This window comes from Caballeronia sordidicola (assembly GCF_000729995.1).
GTDB classification, from domain to species: Bacteria; Pseudomonadota; Gammaproteobacteria; order Burkholderiales; family Burkholderiaceae; genus Caballeronia; species Caballeronia sordidicola_A.
Genome location: NZ_JNFG01000216.1, coordinates 1 through 16,063, shown reverse-complemented (window position 1 = coordinate 16,063; position 16,063 = coordinate 1). Strand labels below are relative to the sequence as shown.

At 58.0% G+C, this 16,063-nt stretch carries 13 protein-coding genes and 1 pseudogene; 10 read left to right on the top strand and 4 right to left on the bottom strand.

The features are described 5' to 3' along the window. Positions 1–66 precede the first annotated feature (66 nt). Positions 67–984 (top strand): ABC transporter substrate-binding protein, encoded by a 918-nt coding sequence (locus tag FH08_RS0147825; RefSeq protein WP_235210744.1) that lies wholly within the window; start codon positions 67–69, stop codon positions 982–984. 171 nt (positions 985–1,155) lie between these two features. On the opposite strand, the gene FH08_RS0147820 is transcribed toward FH08_RS0147825, so the two are convergent. Next, on the bottom strand, positions 1,156–3,162 hold the full coding sequence (locus FH08_RS0147820) for an arabinofuranosidase catalytic domain-containing protein (protein WP_235210746.1): 2,007 nt from the start codon (positions 3,160–3,162) through the stop codon (positions 1,156–1,158). A gap of 207 nt (positions 3,163–3,369) precedes the next feature. Here FH08_RS0147820 and FH08_RS0147815 point away from each other — a divergent pair, with 207 nt between their 5' ends. The 5 genes from FH08_RS0147815 (at position 3,370) to FH08_RS0147790 (ending at position 10,665) form a co-directional block, all read left to right on the top strand. Then, a complete protein-coding gene (locus FH08_RS0147815) occupies positions 3,370–3,594 on the top strand; it encodes a hypothetical protein (RefSeq protein WP_031365163.1) in 225 nt (74 codons plus the stop codon). A gap of 1,042 nt (positions 3,595–4,636) precedes the next feature. Beyond that, positions 4,637–5,770, top strand: a complete 1,134-nt coding sequence (locus tag FH08_RS0147805; protein WP_031365161.1) for a substrate-binding domain-containing protein — start codon at positions 4,637–4,639, stop codon at positions 5,768–5,770. After that, positions 5,767–8,604, top strand: coding sequence for an ATP-binding protein (locus FH08_RS0147800; RefSeq protein WP_031365160.1), 2,838 nt, complete (start codon positions 5,767–5,769; stop codon positions 8,602–8,604). The genes FH08_RS0147805 and FH08_RS0147800 overlap by 4 nt, the downstream gene beginning before the upstream one ends. Positions 8,605–9,337: 733 nt before the next feature. Continuing rightward, positions 9,338–9,511 carry a hypothetical protein gene (locus tag FH08_RS52870; protein ID WP_160172578.1) on the top strand — a complete coding sequence of 58 codons (174 nt, stop codon included), beginning with the start codon at positions 9,338–9,340 and terminating at the stop codon, positions 9,509–9,511. Between the two features lie 53 nt (positions 9,512–9,564). Beyond that, positions 9,565–10,665, top strand: a complete 1,101-nt coding sequence (locus FH08_RS0147790) for an NAD(P)-dependent alcohol dehydrogenase (RefSeq protein WP_031365159.1) — start codon at positions 9,565–9,567, stop codon at positions 10,663–10,665. Between the two features lie 119 nt (positions 10,666–10,784). Here FH08_RS0147790 and FH08_RS0147785 read toward each other — a convergent pair whose 3' ends face one another. Further along, positions 10,785–11,486: an IS6 family transposase gene (locus tag FH08_RS0147785; RefSeq protein WP_031365158.1), complete on the bottom strand. Its 702-nt coding sequence runs from the start codon at positions 11,484–11,486 to the stop codon at positions 10,785–10,787. Positions 11,487–11,619: 133 nt separating this feature from the next. Continuing rightward, positions 11,620–12,222, bottom strand: a complete 603-nt coding sequence (locus FH08_RS0147780) for a TetR/AcrR family transcriptional regulator (protein ID WP_031365157.1) — start codon at positions 12,220–12,222, stop codon at positions 11,620–11,622. An 89-nt stretch (positions 12,223–12,311) separates the two neighbouring features. Between FH08_RS0147780 and FH08_RS0147775 the strand changes: the two genes are divergently transcribed. From FH08_RS0147775 to FH08_RS0147760, 4 genes and pseudogenes are all read left to right on the top strand, one after another. Next, the gene (locus FH08_RS0147775) at positions 12,312–13,142 is read left to right on the top strand and encodes an SDR family NAD(P)-dependent oxidoreductase (protein WP_031365156.1); all 831 of its coding nucleotides are present in this window, start codon (positions 12,312–12,314) and stop codon (positions 13,140–13,142) included. Between the two features lie 77 nt (positions 13,143–13,219). Next, positions 13,220–13,804: a YceI family protein gene (locus FH08_RS0147770; RefSeq protein WP_031365155.1), complete on the top strand. Its 585-nt coding sequence runs from the start codon at positions 13,220–13,222 to the stop codon at positions 13,802–13,804. 179 nt (positions 13,805–13,983) lie between these two features. Next, entirely contained in the window at positions 13,984–14,616 is a 633-nt protein-coding gene (locus FH08_RS0147765; RefSeq protein WP_031365154.1) for an NAD-dependent dehydratase, read from the top strand. A 132-nt stretch (positions 14,617–14,748) separates the two neighbouring features. After that, positions 14,749–15,096 (top strand): annotated as a pseudogene (locus tag FH08_RS0147760) (EmrB/QacA family drug resistance transporter); the annotation flags it as partial. A gap of 638 nt (positions 15,097–15,734) precedes the next feature. On the opposite strand, the gene FH08_RS0147750 reads toward FH08_RS0147760, so the two are convergent. After that, positions 15,735–16,063, bottom strand: a 329-nt coding sequence (locus tag FH08_RS0147750) for a LysR family substrate-binding domain-containing protein (protein ID WP_031365152.1), incomplete at its 5' end; no start/stop codon positions are given.

Sequence of the window (16,063 nt, the reverse complement as noted above, 5' to 3'; positions counted from 1 at the left end):
GATTGCGGTTCACTGGTTGAAAGCTACGTTTAGCAAGCTACGTTCACTCAGCGAGGTTTGACAAGAATGAATCCTTACCCTCTGACCAGCACGATACGCAAGTCCCGGAGTATCGTTCGGGCGGCGGCGTGTGTCTTTGCCTCGCTGTTCCTGGCTCAAGTCGCCTGGGGCGAGGGCACACCCAAGGTTCCAAACGTCAAGGCCGATGCCGCGCTCGCGGCGACCGTGCCAAAGTTTTATCGTGATCGCGGAACGTTACTCGCAGGAGTCAATCCTGACGTCGTACCGATTAAATTCGTAGATGACGATGGCAATATCGCCGGCTTTACACCAGAGCTCTTGTCTGCGGCCGCCGCCGTGCTGAACCTGAAGCTCGAACTTGTGCAATCCTCATTCGACGCACTGATTCCCGGGCTGAATGCAAATCGCTTTGACGTGTTGCTGTCGCTTGCCGACTTCACGTCCCGGCACACGGTCGTGACTTTCGTGGATTACCTGAACATGGGCGACACCATTGTCGCGTCGCCGGCCAGGAATGTGTCGCTGAAATCTCTCGATGACCTGTGTGGCCTCCAGGTCGCGCTACCGCGTGGCTCGGCTTCGGGACAGGCAAGTGCAAAGATCAGCGACGCATGTATCAAGGCGGGAAAAAAGCCGCTTACCGTCGCGACCTATCCCGACTCCAATATGACGCTTCTCTCGCTTTCAACCGGTGTCAGCGAAGTGGCGTGGGTGGACTCGCCAGTGGGCTATTACAACGCCAGCAAGGCGCCCGCGAAATACAAGGTCGTCTACTTTAATCCGCTGGCGCCATATGGCATTGGCTTCGGCGTCGATGAAAAGGGGAAGCAGCTGGCGGCAGCTGTTCAGCAAGCGCTTTTGAAACTGCAGAAAGATGGCGTCTATGACGCGCTGCTTAAAAAGTGGGGATTGTCTTCCAAAGACGGGAAGCCGCAGTTTCCCATCGACGGTGGAAAGCTGTAGCCGTCAACGTTGCAAGGTCCGGGCGACGCGGCCTCGACCGCAAGATGTGTGGCATACCCCCATACAGGCTGTGAAAACAGATCGAGACGCGATTTATGAAGGTTTAGGTGTCTCCGAGACTCCACGCTCTCAAGAGCCAAGAGTCTCCGGAAAAACGGTACCGTTTGACGCCTACGTTCCCGAGGCAGTCACGATTGCCAGGCTTGGGCAATAATGCGTTGCGCTCAAGTACGCCGTTTGCTGTGAGCGGACTCCGGCAGCGCTAGACGTCGGAGGATCGATAAACACTTGTGCGTTGTTCGATCCCGCGGGAGCGGTCAGCGTCATCGTGACTTTCCACCAGTTGCCCGATTTCACCGCGGTAAGAGAGGTCGCCTGTCCGCTGCCCCATGTCCCTCGCACTATAGCGCCCGTATTCGTGTTGAGAACCCACGCAAACTCGGAGCCGTTCGAGTCATCGGTCTGAATTGATCCGCCAGGAAAGACCGTCGCGTTCGTGGTAGCCAGAACATAGTCAGTGAAACTATACGATTGCCCACCCTGAACCCTGATGATTTCGCGGATATTCGACACTGACGAGCCATTCGTACTGGTAACCGTTGCCGCTCCCTTGTTCACTCCCGAGACGTCGGTCGCAGGCACGGCGGTGCCGCCATTTTGTTGCGCCCATGCATCCGGCGTGGCGAGACTCAGTGGCGAATTGACCAGATTGTTTGCATAGCAGGCTGCCGTCGCCTTATCGGCCGGCGGCCCATAAAAGCTTGCAATGCTCGACTGGATTGCGTTATCGGTCAGATCGGATGTCGCCTTGGTGATTATCGCTCCTTCGAAGAATTGGACAGGAGCACCGCTAGCGTCGCCGCCTTCCCCAAGCGACAGGCCGCCTTGCCATTGCCCGTTGAATGCATGGCCCGCATCGTTTCCAAAATTTAGGGCTTCCGGGGGAGCCTGGTCATAGAGTGCCGTAAGTACATTCTGCGAGGCAGACCCGCCTTTGACAACGAAGATATTCGACGCGGCTACCGGCGAGTATTTGGAGAGCACCGTGACGAACTTTTCCTTCGGAGGCTGCTGCGGGCCATAAAGATAAACTCCCGCTTCTGCGTCGACACCCGGCCAGTTGATATCGAGTGCGTTGCATACGGGGTCCTTGACGTTGGGTGCCTGGCTCGAATTGCCATCACAATATCCGAACACCGCTGCGTTGCCGTTTGAGAATGCCAGCGCGAACATTTCGCCTTCGACCTCTCCATGTGCATAGGTGCTGGGATTAGCACTGCTTTCCATATTCCCGTACGTCCCGCAGCAAGTGGAGGACTGACTATAGTGCGCGCCCGCCACCATGTATTCGGCGATGTCCGTGTCTCCAATCGACTGGTTCACCGTGCCGAACCGGTTGCGGTACGCCTGTCCCGCCAAAGTACCCAAGGCCGGAATCTGGGCGCCTTGCAGGGGCACGAAGCCGAGCTTTGCAGGCGTACCGGGCAGCGCCGGCAAGTCATTTCCGATCGATACCTGCAGCGTCGGCGACTGGGTGGTCAGCGGAGTGGGAGGCTGGAGCAGTTGAACGGTCAGCGTCCCGCTGGTTCCTGGAAGCGTGATCGTCGCGAAGCCGTTGAGGACCGGGACAGTCGTCGCCTTTTGCGCCGCTGTGCTGGTGCTCGGAACGGTCAACGACTCTGTTCCATTCGCGTTGAGCGTGAGGGTCGCCGGCACATTGCCGAACGCGCCGCCCTTGAGAGGAGCCACCAGGTCGATCTGATCGTATAGGTAGGTGACGGAGCAGGTTGTATTGTTGCAGAACGAGTCTGCGCTTTTGACATTGGCCGAGTTGATCAGCGCGTGATCGGCGCCGTTCGGCAAGTTCGCCGACGTATAGGGATAGACGTCCAACGTTGTATTATCGGACGCTCGTTGAACCTGGAATAGCGGACCCCTGTAGTTCTTTGTTAGCAGGCGTGTCACGCTGTGAGCCGCAGAACACGGCGTGTTGGCTGCTGCGGCAGCGTCGCAGGGTAGAGGGGACGCCCTTGCCGCGTCCGTTGCCGCGTCCGTTGATGTACTGTCATTTGACTGGGCTGCAGCAGTTAGTGATGCACTCGTGTTCGCCACGCCTGTGGCTTGAGACGCAGATGTGCCGCTGCTATCTCCGTTACATGCAGCGAGCGCAACAGTCATCGCCAACAAGACAGAAATTAATCCAACTCCTCTGGACATCATGAACTCCTCGTATGAACCATGCATTTTGATTGGACTGGAAAAATTAGTTATACGAACGTATTTACTTATAACCATCACTGATCAAGCAGGTGCTCTTCGGAACTTTCACTCATTCTCGGCGGGTTATGGAATGCACTACTGAATGACGCAGCTCACCTCCGGTCCATGCTGCGCCTTTATCGCACGCCATTCGATCGCGATCCCCCACAGGCGCAGCTCGTGGCCGACAGAGATGCTCTCAGACACGCTACGCTCGGAGTTGAGGTTGATCGTTTGGTAGACAGTGCAGATGCCAGCAAGCTGCGCGGCGGGCGGGCTGTCGAGCCGCACTGGCGGGCGGTCAAGCAGGATCTTGCCGACGGCTTGCGAAAAAATGGTGGCATGGTGTGAGCTGGCGGCGATGGCTAGTACACGAGGCTAGCGGTCACCAGCATCACCACCACCCGTTGCAGCGCTCTGCGACTCGGCATCCTCGTCTCCATTGTCGTTGCATCGATTGTCTGCCTAACGCGGACAGCAGCCGATGCCGCGAAGCGCTACGGCAGCCTCGCTAGGAAATAATATTAATACATAATATTACTTCGCCATCTCGGTATATTCCCTCATGCCTGAACGAAGAAATTGGACGATCGCAGCCCAATGGTACGGCGCGTGAAGCACGGAGACGTGCACGTCGTTAATATTATTGCTAATGCAAATTGTAATAAAACGACGGTTGCTCATCGAGCGCTCGCCGTCAGAGTGATTGAGCAGGTGTAGTAACGAAAGCATCCCTAAATATTATTGTTTTGAACCTCGTTAGGTCTGCGACTCACGGAAAATGATCCATTTCCGGTCAGATTTGTCTATGTGGCCACCTCCTGGCAAGACGCTACGCGACCAGGAATGACCGCTGTATTTCGGAAGCTGCTGTCTGCCGTAGTTGGCGACGAACGGCAGGAAAGGGTGTGCGCCGTGAAGAGGCGGCGCTTTCCAGCGGGTCTAAGTCCCGCCCCGCAATTGCTCCTGCCGGAAGCAACCGGACGACCTCGTCGAGCAGGACTATCGAGAGATCAAGCGGCGCACCCAATCGAACCGTCTGGGGTGCGAGGCGACAGCGGCGGGCGCGGGCGAGCCGGCCGCGTCCCGGCTTTCTGCAAGGCGCGACGAGGGCAGTCGCGCGAACTCCAGTGTCTAACCACTGGATGCCGCCGGGGTCTGAAAGCTCGACCTCTCAACCCGGTGTCCGGACGTCGGGGCGCATCGATTCCGGCGATCTCGCAGACGGATCGCAATCGGCTCTTCACTTACCGCAAGACCGCCGTTCGCTGCTCGAGCGCATGACCGCTGACATGCGGCCAGCGGAGTGTAGTATCGTGTTTGCAGGGTCCCCTGCGGGGCATTTTGCTATGTCTTCAGTGGCGCACAATTGACGGGACCCGTGGGGAACAGCATGAGGGGCTTGCTTCTGGCGTGGGCATGCGCGTGTATGCCGTCGGTTGCTGCGGCGCAGGGGGTGTTGTCTGCCCCCGTGCCTGAGGGCGCGGTTGCCACGAGGAACTATCTGGACCAGGCGAAGCGCGTCGTCGACGCTGCGGCGCAACCGGCTGCGCCTTGGAACGGACCACGTGACGGGCCACGCGCGCAGCGTGGGAAACGCATCGCCGTGGTCGCCGAGGATCTGCGCAACGGCGGCATCCTCGGTGTGATCGACGGTATGCTGGAGGCCGCCAAAGTCGTCGGCTGGAGCGTAAAGATATTCGACACCGGCGGCGTGCCGGAACTGCGGCTGAAGATGCTGGCGGATGCGCTGGAGAGCCGTCCGGACGGTCTGATTATCGTCGGTGGCGACGCGCGTGCCGTGCTGCCTGGGCTGCGACCCTTTTCCGAGCGAAACATTCCGATTGTCGGTTGGCACGCCGCGGCCCAGGCTGGTGCGGTGCCTGGTACGCCTGTGGCAATGAACGTCTCGACGGATCCACTTGAGGTCGCGCGCGTGACCGCGCTGGCGGCCATCGTGGAGTCCGGCGGACGAGCAAGAGTCATCATCTTCACCGACAGCAGTTACCGGCTCCCACAATCGAAGGCGGACGCAATGGCCGCCGTCGTGCGTGCGTGTAGCGGCTGCACCTTGCTCGAAATGCGCGACGTACCCATCTCGCGCAACCAGGAACTGATGCCCGGCATAACGCGCAGCTTGCTCGCGCGTTACGGCGCACGCTGGACGTATGCGTTGGCAATCAACGACATCTACTTTGACTACGCCGCTCCTGTACTGACCCAGGCCGGATTGCCGAACACCGCCTTGGCGATGCTGTCGGCCGGCGACGGGAGCGAGTCCGCCTTCCTGCGCATCCGGGCGCACACATTCCAGACGGGCACAGTCGCTGAGCCGCTGAATTTGCACGGCTGGCAAATGGTTGATGAGATGAACCGGCTCCTCGCCGGAGAAAGCGTCACGGGTTATGTGTTTCCGGTGCATCTCGTGACGGCGGACAACATCTCCGCGGACGGCGGTGATCGTCTGCTTTACGACCCCGCCAACGGCTATCGCGACATCTATCGCCGCATTTGGGAACGGCCTTGAAACTCACTTTTCCGCACTCGCTTACAGCCCAGTGCGCGCTCGTGGTCTCCTGCCTCGCCGCCTTGGTAGTCGCGGTCGGCGCCACTACCCTTTATTCATTGGACGGTTCGGCGCACGCGCTTCGCCTGTTGGCCGACGACCGGCTGGCGCGACTGGAGGATGCACAGGATCTGGCGCAGCACACCCTGATGATCGAGCGCCTGGCGTTGCAGTTGTCCAGTGACGATACGGTCGACGCCGTGCGCGAGACGCATCGGCACGTCCTTGAACAGTTGGCGTCCTTCGACGGTCTGGTGGGGCGTCTCACCTCGGCGACTGCGCGCGACGACCCCGGTGGCGACACGCTGGCGCTGCATCGATCGAGCCAGCGCTTTCGCAACACGGTCAACATCGAGGCGCAGGTGCGCGAGACCGTGCTGCGCGAGCGTGCGGTGGCCGTGGCCTCGCCCACGCCCCGGCCCGAAGGGTCACTCGCCAGCCTCGACAATGATTTGCTCGCCCAGGCCGGCGCCCTGGCGGCCGCGGCACGCCAACAGTCGGACTATTTGACGCGCGACTACCGCCAAGCGGTGCAAGATCTGGCCGAAAGCTCGGATCGCACGCGCGCATGGGTGGGCGCCGAAGTCGCGCTGAGCCTGCTGCTCACCTGGCTGATAACCCGCGTATTTCTCGGTCGTCATGTCGTGGCACGGCTGCGCCGGGTGAGCCACACCCTGCGGCACGGTGACGTGGAGAGCGCGCAGAACGGCCTCCCGGTGCAGGGGGACGACGAGATTGCCGACATGGCGCGCGCAGTCGAGCAGTTCCTGGAAGACCGGCGCCAGCGCGGGAAAGCCGAGGACGAGCTAAAGCAGCTCAACGCTGAACTGGAGTCCCGCGTCGCGCAGCGGACGGCCGAACTGAGCAGGGCGCTTGCGGGCCGGACGGCGGAGATCGTCGAACGCAAGCACGCCGAGGATGCCGCACGGGCAAGCGAGCGCTTCCTGAGCAGCATCATCGAAAATATCCCGGATATGATCTTCGTCAAGGAGGCTGCGACCCTGCACTTCGTGCGCTTTAACAAGGCGGGAGAACAACTGCTCGGCTACAGGCGCGAGGAACTCATCGGCAGATCCGTCCATGACCTGTTTCCCGCGCATGAAGCTGATTTCTTCGCGCTGGACGATCGTACCGTGCTGGATTCGCGGGAAATGGTCGACGTGCCGGAGGAGCAGGTCCATACGCGCTACGGGGTGCGCATCGTGCACACGATGAAGATCCCGATCCCGGATGCAAGCGGCGAGCCGCAATTCCTGCTCGGCATCTCGCGCGACATTACGGAACACAAGCGTGCCGACGAGGAACTGCGGCGCTATCGCGAGCGGCTCGAAGAGATGGTCCTCGAACGAACAGCTGAACTGGCCGTCGCAAAGGAACACGCCGATGCCGCCAACCAGGCCAAGAGCGACTTTCTCGCGCACATGAGCCACGAGTTGCGCACGCCGTTGAACGGGGTTCTGGGTTACGCGCAGATCCTTGGCCGCGATAAGAGCCTCGACCAACGACAGATCGACGGGATCCGGGTGATCCAGCGCAGCGGCGAACACCTGCTTACGCTCATCAACGACATCCTGGATATGGCTAAAATCGAGGCCGGCAAGATGGAGCTCAACCTCTCCGACATTCCGCTCGACCGGTTCATCCATTTTATTGCCGAGACGATCCGGGTGAAGGCAACGGAAAAGGGGCTTGCCTTCGCCTGCGAGATGGCACCCGATCTGCCCGCGGGCGTGCGCGTGGACGAAAAACGGCTGCGCCAGGTGCTGCTCAATCTGCTCTCCAATGCAATCTCATTTACCGAAGAAGGGGGCGTGCGTCTGCGCGTCGGTTTCCTGCCGCCAGCGCGACTGCTTTTCGAGGTAGAGGACACAGGCATCGGCATAGACGATGTGCATCTGAAGGCAATCTTCCAGCCTTTCGAACAGGTGAGCGACGCTCGCCACCGGTTGGGAGGCACGGGGCTGGGCCTCGCCATCAGCCAACAGCTCTCGCGCCTGATGGGCGGCGAGATCCATGTCACGAGCCACAGCGGCGCCGGCAGCGCCTTCTCATTCGAGCTGAACGCGCCGGTGGTGGCGCCTCATGCGGCTGTTGCCTCACTGGAGCGGACGATAGGTGGCTACAAGGGAGCGCGCAAGACCGTCCTGGTCGTGGATGACGTGGCGGAAAACCGCGCGGTCGCGGTCGATATGCTCAGCCAGCTCGGATTTGACATGGCGGAGGCTGCTAACGGACTGGACGCTCTCGAGAAAATCAAATCCCTGCGGCCGGCGCTCGTCCTGATGGACATTGTGATGCCTGGCATGGACGGGCTCGAAACCACACGCCGCCTGCGCCAGATGCCGGAGTTCCAGGATTTGCCCGTCGTCGCAGTCTCCGCCGGCGCCTCCGGGGCCGATGCGGCGCAAAGCCTGGCGGCCGGTGCGAATGCCTTTTTGACTAAACCGATCGACTTCAATGGGCTGTTATCAAAGATCGCGGCCCTCCTGAATATCGAATGGAGCGACGAAATTCGCGCGGCGGAAGTCGCCGGACCCAGTGAAGCGGCAGTACCCGTTGCCGATCCCGCCATCGAGACCTTGATCGCGCCGCCGCCGGAGCAAATTGAAGCGCTGCATCATCTGGCGCGACTCGGCGACATGAAAGCCATTGCGCAGCACGCCGCCCACCTGCCCGAACTCGACGAGCGCTACCGTCCTTTCGCCGATCATCTTTGCGGGCTCGCAAAGGATTACCGGTCCAAGGCAATCCTCAGCTTTGTGGAGCGATATCTGATGAAGAGGCAAGTGCCATGACACGTGCGCGATGCAGCCCACGCTTGTGCCCAAGGCACATGGAGCAGAAGCGCTGCGATGAGCAAACCCGGGCGCAGTGGTGATTGCGACCAGTGCAAGTTCGGTTGAAGGGAGGAGGGTGGAAGGTGGTGGCGCCCACCTCTGCAAGGTCGAAGAGAACGACCTTTGGAACGTCAGGCCAATGCCAACGCACGCGTGATCACCCTGGTAGCGACACGCTGGTGATCTGCCGGTTCATACGTTGCGCCTGCCGATCGACCGCGTGCATCAGGAGCACTGTGCCAAGACCGAAAGATTGTACAAAAGACAATCCAGGTCCCGGTCGAGCAATCACGAGAGCTGACGTCGCCATGACTAACTCCTGAACGCCGGTCGAGCAAAGCGTACCAATTTGAAACAGGTGATGTGGCTCGCGCCCGGCAATGCGATCGATTTTGCGACAGGAGGAAGTGTCCATCGGTGGACGATTTACTGTCGATAACTAAGGGTTCCTTGAGCATCAAAGGTTAGATGCCTTGTGCGTGGAGCGACCAGCGACTGGCGCACAAGTTGCTTGATATATCGCCTTAAACAACATTAAGTTGTGTCAGCCTCGGACCGCGCAACCCGCTGATCCGACAAACCGGTTTGCGTTCGACGAGGTGGGCGTAACCCACGCAGAAGCGTTCATCGCTCTTTGGAAGTTTGGCTTGCAACAGATATAAGACGAGACAAAGAATGCAGGAAACATAACGTGAACGAAACTGTGCTGCGTAAATACAGCCAATCAATGCGTCGTGGCGCGCTAGTGAACTACGAGCATGTTGTCGACTCTGCCTGGAACACCGGTCTGAACGTGGCAGAGGCGGGCGGGTTCAGCAAGTTCGCTTCGCCAGGCCATGCTTTGCTACTTCGATGGCGTCCTTAAAAAATCGCCACGCGGCCTGTTTGCGTATAAACACTTTATAAAAGGAAAGTGCTATGCCCTCCATGATGAAAGCAGCTGTGTTCGTCGAACCCGGTCGTATTGAAGTCGTCGAAAAACCAATTCCCGATGTTGGCCCCAACGACGCGTTGATTCGCATCACCACAACCACCATCTGTGGCACCGACGTCCACATCCTCAAGGGCGAATATCCCGTCGCCAAGGGTCTCACGATCGGTCACGAACCGGTTGGCATTATCGAAAAACTGGGCAGTGCAGTGGTCGGCTACCAAGAAGGCCAGCGCGTGATCGCCGGCGCGATCTGCCCCAACTTCAACTCGTACGCCGCGATGGACGGCTACCCGTCACAAGACGGCAGCTACCTGATCGCCAAGGGCTTGTGCGGATGCCACGGCTACAAGGCGACGGCGGGTTGGCGTTTTGGCAACCTTATCGATGGCACCCAGGCCGAATATGTACTGGTGCCCGATGCCCAGGCCAACCTCGCCCCGATTCCGAACGGCCTGACTGACGAGCAGGTGTTGATGTGCCCGGACATTATGTCGACCGGCTTCAAGGGGGCGGAAAACGCCAATATAAAGATTGGCGACACTGTGGCTGTGTTCGCGCAGGGCCCAATTGGCTTGTGCGCCACGGCAGGCGCGCGGTTGCTGGGCGCCAGCACCATCATCGTGGTGGATGGCAACGAGGCGCGACTGGCCGTATCCAAAAAAATGGGTGCCGATATCACGCTGGATTTCAAGAAGTGCGATGTGGTCGATGAAATCATGAAACTAACCGGCGGTCGTGGCGTCGATTCGTCGATCGAGGCGCTGGGCACGCAGGGAACATTCGAATCGGCCCTTCGCATTCTGAAGCCCGGCGGCACGCTGTCTAGCCTTGGCGTGTACTCGTCCGACCTGAAAATCCCGTTGTCGGCTTTTGCGTCCGGCTTGGGCGATCACAAGATCAACACAGCGCTATGCCCGGGAGGGAAGGAGCGCATGCGCCGCTTGTTGAACGTCGTAGCCTCTGGCCGTGTCGACTTGGGAGAATTGGTTACTCACCACTACAAACTCGACGACATCGCCGCTGCTTACGACCTCTTTGCGAACCAGCGCGATGGTGTACTTAAGGTGGCAATCACGCCGCACTGAATGCCGAGCTTGGAGTCATGTTTGCGGTCAGACTGTCCGCCCCGGCACGGAGGGTCTGACGGGGGTTCTGTCGCAATAAGGATATCTAGGCGAGCAAAGTTTCCAATGATATGGAATACTTATTTGGTCAGCGAATAAAACAGATCGGCGGGAGTCTGGCCGTTACCGCTGTCTTTCAACTGCCCCTTCTTGATCATGTGCATCAGTTCGATGCCGCCCAGCAGGATGCGTGCGCACCGGAAGGTCTTAAACCCAAGCATTGGCCGAGTGCGACGCTTGATTGCCCGGTGATCCTGGTCGATGATGTTGTTCAGATACTTGTTTTGGCGGATCTTGATCGGTGTGTCGCGCTCGGCATTGAGGGCCTCTAGCGCGGCCAAGTTCGCGCCACTTTTGTCGATCGTGATCGTCTGTGGTTCGCCGTTCTGGTCAATCGACTTATCGAAATAACGTTGCGCCGCGGCCTTGTCACGCTGGCCTCGCAGCAGGAAATCGACCGTCTGTCCGGCCTTGTCCACCGCTCGATACAAGTACTTCCACTTTCCTTTGATCTTGATATACGTCGCATCGACACGCCAGCTTTTTCCCTCCGGGCGTTTGCGACGCCGGAACGCTTTTTCAAGAATTGGCAGCAGCTTGATCGCCCAACGATGCACGGTCGAATGATCGACCTCGATGCCTCTCTCTGCCATCATCTCTTCCAGGTTTCGCACACTCAGCCCATTGGCGACATACCAGCGCACGCACATCAGCATCACGTCAAACGGATAGTGAAGGCGTTTAAAAACACGCGCTAAGGCCGGCGTCAGGATCTGTTTCATTGGGCATGGGATTCGTTTTGTCGACGCAAATCATATAGCACCGCCTTAATGCGACAGAACCCGACGACTGCTCAAGCGAAGCCACGCATACCGCGAAGGCGTCTGTCGAGTCGATAGAGATTCCCGCCAACGCTCACCATTCCGACCGGTTATTAAGAAGTTCGAAAGCCTCGTCGATATAGAACGTCAACGGACGAGCCCCGTTTGCCTGGCGCCAATTCTCCTTGGCAATTCGAAGAGTTCCCATTGCCATCATGGCGTCCAGTCGCAGACCCGGCTTACGAGCCGGATCTGGCCACAATTCATACATCGCACCTGCCAGTACATCCTCCAGCTGAACAAAAAGCGCATCTTTGCGCAAGCGAAGTGCTTCTATTGATCGAAGGATCTGGTCCGCGATGAGTGACTCTTTAGTGTCATACATCGGGGCAAGGCTCAGAAATGTCTTCCTGGCGGCGTCCAGGGGCGACTGATCCGGTGATTGCTCGAGGAAGGTAGGGCGCAGCGCGTGCGGGAACTCACCGCTCTCATGCGCAAGCAAAACGTCTTCTTTCGACTTCAAATAGTAAAAGAAGGTGCGCCGCGATATGCCCGATGCCGCAGCGATCGCATCGAGCGTCGTCTCCTCATACCCATTCTCGCTGAAGAGTTTCAGGCCTGTTTTGGTGATCAGATCCAGCGTCAACTGGCGTTTGCGTTCACGCAGGCCGTTTGGGATTTTCTCTTTGCTATTCATCGTCACCATTCTGACAATCGACGTGCTTCTTGACAAGTGTGCACTCAGTGCGATAATTTACATCCAGTGCAATTATAAAGGAGTTCAACTTGTCAACTGCAAAAGTGTGGTTTGTAACCGGTGCGTCGAGAGGATTCGGCCGAATTTGGACAGAAGCCGCCCTAAAACGTGGTGATCAGGTGGTCGCTGCGGCGCGAAACCCGGCGGCGCTGGACGAACTCGTCGAGATTTACGGTACGTCGATCCTGGTCCTGCCGCTCGACGTAACAGACCGCGATGCGGTATTTCAAGCGGTCAATCATGCGCACTCGCATTTCAAGCGCCTCGACGTCATCCTCTGTAACGCCGGTTATGGCTACATGGGCGCGATCGAAGAATTAGAGCACGAGCAAGTAAAGGCGAACTTCGACACCAATGTGTTTGGGACGCTCTCGGTGATTCAGGCGGCGCTGCCGATCCTAAGGGCCCAGGGCAGCGGCCACATCCTGACGGTGTCGAGCATTGGCGGCATTATCGGTTTCCCGACCGGAGGCAGCTACACCGCAAGCAAATTTGTCATCGAGGCCATGTCGGAAGCACTGGCCGGCGAAGTAGCGGCGTTCGGAATCAAAGTCACGATCATAGAACCGGGCCAGTTCGCCACGGGGTTTCAGTCGGCAGTGCAATCCTCTTCGCCCATAGCAGCCTACGAGCCGATACGTCAGAGAGTTCGCTCGTCATTCAAACCCGAGGAGGTTGGCGATCCGATAGCGACCACCCCAGCGATTCTCGAAGCCGTGAACGCTGAACAGCCGCCGCTTCGTTTGGCGCTAGGCTCGGCAACGATCACAAAAATCCGGGCGACTTACGCGGCGCGTCTTAGCAACTGGGACAAATGGGAGGCTGTGTCGAACGCTGCTCAGGGCAAGCAGCAATCTTGATGCAGTGATCCAGGGAATCTCGTCGAAGTCCCGAGCGGTTGACTACCCTTTCAAAATCCGAACGGAAAAAACTATCTATGAAGTTTTCACTGAAGTTGCTATTTGCGGCGAGCTTGACCGTCGCCGCGCCGCTGACTTCCGCGTTTGCGGCTGATACCTATGCCTTGGACCCGGCGCATACGCAGACTATCTTTACCATCAACCATCTCGGCTTCTCTACGATTACTGGGAGTGTTCGCGACCTGAAAGGCGCACTGGTTCTTGACACGGCAAAGTTGGAAGACAGCACAGTCAAGGTGACCATGGCCGCGGACAGCGTCGATACGGGCTTCGCGGCACGCGACACGGCTTTGCATGGCCCGATGTTCTTCAACATCGCACAGTTTCCAACAATGTCGTTTACCAGCACACACATCAGAAAGACGGGTACCAAGACAATGGATATCCAAGGCGACTTCACCTTGCTCGGGATAACGAAGCGTCTGGTCCTCAAGACGACGTTCAATCGGGCAGCGCAGGATACGACCGGCACGAACGTTTATAAGGTCGGCTTCACTGCAACAACGACGATCAAGCGTTCCGATTTCGGGATGAAGGCTTATGTACCCTTCGTAGGCGACGATGTTCACGTGACGATCAATTTCGAAGGAATCAAACAATAAGCCTTTCGCCGCTGCGTTTTTGAATCGGGCGGCCTCAGAGACGGTGGGCCGATGCACGACGCTGGATCGATCTGCAGAAAGCCGCCGCTTGAAATCGCCGCTCATCAAACTGGTGTTGCATCAGTCTTGAGCATGTCAAGCATGTCTGAGTCAGGGTGTTGGAGTGGGAGAGCATGAGGATGAAACTATTACTGCTGGGTGCAACAGGGTTGGTGGGCAGCAAAACATTGAAGCTCGCGCTCTCCAGCGAGCTCGTTTCCACGGTCATTGCACCGACACGCAAACCGCTGGCCCCGAGTGACAGACTGGTGAACCCGGTCGGGCTAGACCTCGAAGAGCTTATTCCGACTCTGATGTCGTACAAGCCGGATGCAGTCGTTTGCGCGTTGGGAACGACGCAGGCAATAGCAGGTTCGAAAGAAGCGTTCCGTTACGTCGACTACGAACTACCTCTTGCATTCGGGAAAGCAGCGTATACCGCCGGCGTAGAGACGTATGCGATTGTGACCGCCATGGGCGCATCTCCCGATTCCATGAGCTTTTACTACAGGACTAAAGGAGAGGTTGAGAGGGATATCCAGAAAATCGCGTTCCAATCGCTTACGATCTGCAGACCCAGCCTTGTCGGTGGTGAAAGAAATAAAGCAAGGGCTGCAGAGGGAGCGGTGCTGGGGCTGCTTCGATTTTTCGCTCCGATCTTACCGAAGAAACTCCGCATCAATCCAGCAGATGCCATTGCTGCCAAATTACTTGATGCGGTCATCGTTGCAAAATTAGGGTGTCGTAGGATCAACTCGCAAGAGATGAACTGAGTTCGTTCAGATTTGTTACTTCGCCGTCCGAGCTTCGTGCTGTCAACCAAGAACCGACATTCGTACATTGGCGTCGCCCGCAAGGGAGAAAAATCGTGTGGGAACTGGAAGATCTTTTGACCCACTCGATGAGGTCTAACCAATTTTGTGAGGGTATTTTGTGGTGCAGTCGGCACTTCGCTCGCTGGCAACGAGTGGAACAATCGTACGGTTCTGCATCATGTGCGTCTCACAGAAGTCGCAAGCGTCAATAATCCGGCGTTCAACCAGCAGATTGGTGAAACCCAATCGCTGCTGCATCTCACTGCCGAATCGTCGCGGGCGCTGTTCGATTTCACGGTGAATAGCCAGGCGGCGATGATGGGGCTTGACGATATTTTCTACCTGTCCGCAGTGATTTTTATTTTGATTATTCCGCTGATCTGGATCACGAGGCCGGCGAGAGGCGGTCGCGGTGCTGTAGATTCGGGCGCGCATTGATGTCATCCAAGATACCTGACCGAGCAAACCGAGATCACCCTCATGCCTCACATGCACGCGTATGTACGAATGGCCCAGGCGAGCCGCCTACTACTGACGCTCAGCGTTCGGTCTGAGGCGTCGAACCCGCACCATCCAACGTCACCGCATCGGAGGGAAAAATTCTAACCGGACCAGTCGGTCGCGGCACTTCGACGCGTAAATGGGGCTCTGATTCGAGCGCATACCGCAGAGCCGGGTTACCCGAGCCGATGTCGAAGGAACTGGCTGAGCCATTTTTTTACGAAGAGCGCAAGGATCTTTCTGCAGCGGTCATCCGCTTCTCCGTCAGAACAGGTCATTTTTTGATCCTCGCGTTCTCGCGTTCGACTTCGCTCAGAGTCAGTCACAAGGAACCGGTCGGCCCTTATTCATTTTGACTGGCCGCCCTCATCCCGACGTTCGCAACAGGCATGGGAACGACTCCGGACGGAATAAGAGATGATCTGATTCATGCGGGGCAAATTTTTTATTAGCCATGCGAAGCCTTGGTGTTGGCGTAACTCAGATCCCCGGACTGATCACGCTAACCGCTCAGGTCGCCAAGCAAACGATCAAGCGTCTGCGGTGTGCCGGCCATCTCGATGATCGGCGTTGTTTCAAGTGCGACTGGAACGCACAGGGTTGGCAGCCACGTACGAATCAACCACTTTGCGGAATGCGGCACTGGCGGGTGACGGGTCGTCCGGCAACCATGCCAACGCCAAATCGACCAGCGGCGGAACCTCGTGCAATGTTTTGAATATGACATTCGAGCGAAACGTCTCTTTCACCCATTCGGGAAGAATCGCAACGCCGAATCCGGCGGCGACCAGAACGATAACCGAGTTGGTGTCGCGGGCCTCAGTCGCGAGGCGGGGCTCAAAACCCGCACGTCTGCAGTAGCTGAGAATGGCCTCCTGAAATTGCACACCTGCAACAGGTGCGA